At 59.7% G+C, this 2,730-nt stretch carries 8 protein-coding genes; all 8 read left to right on the forward strand.

Going from position 1 to position 2,730, the window contains the following annotated elements; translation table 11 throughout:
* Positions 1-118 (forward strand): 50S ribosomal protein L22 (locus ACI2JH_RS19470; protein ID WP_404736985.1); only part of this gene is annotated, 118 nt, incomplete at its 5' end.
* 17 nt (positions 119-135) lie between these two features.
* On the forward strand, positions 136-867 hold the full coding sequence (gene rpsC / locus ACI2JH_RS19475) for a 30S ribosomal protein S3 (protein WP_042614225.1): 732 nt from the start codon (positions 136-138) through the stop codon (positions 865-867).
* Between the two features lie 5 nt (positions 868-872).
* Positions 873-1,286 (forward strand): 50S ribosomal protein L16, encoded by a 414-nt coding sequence (gene rplP / locus ACI2JH_RS19480; RefSeq protein WP_404736981.1) that lies wholly within the window; start codon positions 873-875, stop codon positions 1,284-1,286.
* Complete coding sequence (gene rpmC, locus ACI2JH_RS19485; RefSeq protein WP_101098576.1) at positions 1,286-1,471, forward strand: 50S ribosomal protein L29; 186 nt, start codon at positions 1,286-1,288, stop codon at positions 1,469-1,471. Before rplP ends, rpmC begins: the two co-directional genes overlap by 1 nt.
* An 11-nt stretch (positions 1,472-1,482) precedes the next feature.
* Complete coding sequence (gene rpsQ / locus ACI2JH_RS19490; RefSeq protein WP_042614222.1) at positions 1,483-1,752, forward strand: 30S ribosomal protein S17; 270 nt, start codon at positions 1,483-1,485, stop codon at positions 1,750-1,752.
* Between the two features lie 13 nt (positions 1,753-1,765).
* Positions 1,766-2,134 carry a 50S ribosomal protein L14 gene (gene rplN, locus ACI2JH_RS19495; protein WP_042614221.1) on the forward strand — a complete coding sequence of 123 codons (369 nt, stop codon included), beginning with the start codon at positions 1,766-1,768 and terminating at the stop codon, positions 2,132-2,134.
* 16 nt (positions 2,135-2,150) lie between these two features.
* Positions 2,151-2,468, forward strand: coding sequence for a 50S ribosomal protein L24 (gene rplX, locus ACI2JH_RS19500; protein WP_404736982.1), 318 nt, complete (start codon positions 2,151-2,153; stop codon positions 2,466-2,468).
* 10 nt (positions 2,469-2,478) lie between these two features.
* Positions 2,479-2,730: 50S ribosomal protein L5 (rplE, locus tag ACI2JH_RS19505; protein WP_404736983.1), on the forward strand; the 252-nt coding region annotated here is incomplete at its 3' end.

Consider the following 2,730-nt stretch of genomic DNA (forward strand, 5'->3'; position numbering starts at 1 on the left):
CTTCTTGGTTGTTGTTGGTCCGACCATGATTAGTTTCATGTCGCGGGCGAAAGGCCGCGGTACCCGCATCCTCAAGCGCACCAGCCACATCACTGTGGTTGTGGGCGCCGGCAAGTAAGCGGAAAGGAAAAGACCATGGGTCATAAAGTTCATCCGATTGGTATCCGCCTCGGTATTTCCAAGGATTGGAACTCCAAGTGGTACGCCAACAAGGCCGAGTTCGCTGGTTACCTGGCGGCCGACCTGAAGGTGCGGGAAATGCTGCGCAAGAAGCTTGCGCAGGCCGGCATCAGCAAGATCCTGATCGAGCGTCCGGCAAAGACCGCTCGCGTGACGATCCACACCGCCCGTCCGGGCGTGGTGATCGGCAAGCGCGGTGAGGACATCGAGAAGCTGCGCAAGGAAGTGAGCGAGATGATGGGCGTCCCGGCGCACATCAACGTCACCGAAGTGCGCAAGCCCGAGCTGGACGCCCAGCTGGTTGCCGAGTCCATCGCGCAGCAGCTTGAGCGTCGCATCATGTTCCGCCGTGCAATGAAGCGCTCGGTCGGCAACGCGATGCGCCTCGGTGCCCTGGGCATCAAGGTCAACGTCGGTGGCCGCTTGAACGGTGCTGAAATCGCCCGTTCGGAGTGGTACCGCGAAGGCCGCGTGCCGCTGCACACGCTGCGTGCCGACATCGACTATGGCTTCGCTGAAGCCAAGACGACCTACGGCATCATCGGCATCAAGGTCTGGATCTACAAGGGCGAGGTCTTCGATTTCTCCCAGGTTGGCCAGGAAAAGCAGGACGATTCCCCGCGCAACGATCGTAACGATCGCGGCGACCGCGGTGACCGTCAGCGCCCGGCTCGTGAAGCGAGGTAACGACAATGTTGCAACCCAAGCGAACCAAATACCGCAAGGTACATAAGGGTCGTAACGACGGCCTGAGCTGGAGCGCCAACGCTGTCAGCTTCGGCGAGTACGGCCTGAAGGCGACCGCCCACGGTCAGCTGACCGCGCGTCAGATCGAAGCGGCCCGCCGCTCGATCAGCCGCTACGTCAAGCGCGGTGGCAAGATGTGGATCCGTGTGTTCCACGACAAGCCCAACACCAAGAAGACCATCGAATATCGAATGGGTTCGGGTAAGTGCAACGAGGAATACTGGGTGGCCCAGATCCAGCCCGGCCGCATGATCTATGAAATCGAGGGTGTAACCGAAGACGTGGCACGCGAGGCGTTCCGCCTGGCCGCCGCCAAGCTTTCGGTCACCACCACTTTCGTAACCCGGACGGTGCGCTGATGGACCTCAAACAACTCCGTGAAAAGTCGGCTGACGAACTGAAGGCCCACCTGATCGACCTGCGTAAGGAACAGTTCTCTGTCCGTATGCAGCAGGTCACCGGCCAGCTGCCGAAGACTCACGATATCCGCCGGGTCCGGCGCGAGATTGCTCGCACCAAGACCCTGCTCGGCAGCACCAAGTAAGGATGGCCGCTATGAGCGACAATACTGAAAACAAAGCGCTGCGCACGGTCGAAGGCCGTGTCGTCAGCAACAAGATGGACAAGACGGTCACCATCCTGGTGGAACGCCAGGTCAAGCACCCGCTGTACGGCAAGTACATCAAGCGCTCGACCAAGCTGCACGCCCACGATGCCGACAATGCCTGCAACGAAGGCGATGTCGTCCGCGTGACCGAGATTGCTCCGATGTCCAAGACCAAGAACTGGCGCGTGGTGGAAGTCATCACGCGTGCGGCTGAATAAGGAGATCTGACTCATGATCCAGATGCAGAGCTACCTTGACGCCGCGGACAACTCCGGTGCCAAGGAACTGATGTGCATCAAGGTGCTTGGCGGTTCCAAGCGCCGTTATGCCCACATCGGTGACATCATCAAGGTCACCGTGAAGGATGCGATTCCGCGCGGCAAGGTCAAGAAGGGCGAAGTCTACGACGCCGTTGTTGTCCGTACCCGCAAGGGTGTTCGTCGTCCGGACGGTTCGCTGATCCGCTTCGACGGCAACGCGGCTGTCCTGCTGAACAACAAGCAGGAGCCGATCGGCACCCGTATCTTCGGACCGGTGACGCGTGAACTTCGTTCCGAGAAGTTCATGAAGATCGTCTCGCTCGCTCCCGAAGTGCTGTGAGCGACAGGAGATAATCATGGCTAACCGTAACAAGACGGGCGACCAGGTTGTCGTCACCGCTGGCAAGGACAAGGGCAAGCAGGGCGAAATCGTCCGCGTCGACGGCGACCGTGTGGTCGTCGCCAACGTGAACATCGTCAAGCGCCACACCAAGCCGAATCCGCAGGCAGGCGTTGCCGGCGGCGTGGTCGAGCGTGAAGCGTCGATCCATATCTCCAACGTAAGCGTCGTCAACCCGGCAACGGGCAAGGGCGAGCGCGTTGGCTTCAAGGTGCTGGAGGATGGACGCAAACTGCGTGTGTTCCGCTCCAGCGGTGAGGCGCTCGACGCCTGAGGATGCGCTGATGAATACCCGTCTCGAAAAGTTTTACAAGGAAGAAGTAGTCCCGGCGCTGATGAAGCAGTTCGGCTACAAGAATCCGATGGAAGTGCCGAAGCTGGTCAAAGTCACCCTGAACATGGGTGTCGGTGAAGCAGCGACCAACAAGAAGATCCTGGAAAACGCCGTCGGCGACATGACCAAGATTTCCGGCCAGAATCCGGATGTCACCAAGTCGCGTGTGTCGGTTGCGTCGTTCAATATCCGCGATTGTAGG

The sequence above is a fragment of the Stenotrophomonas sp. NPDC078853 genome (assembly GCF_044901215.1).
GTDB lineage: Bacteria > Pseudomonadota > Gammaproteobacteria > Xanthomonadales > Xanthomonadaceae > Stenotrophomonas > Stenotrophomonas lacuserhaii.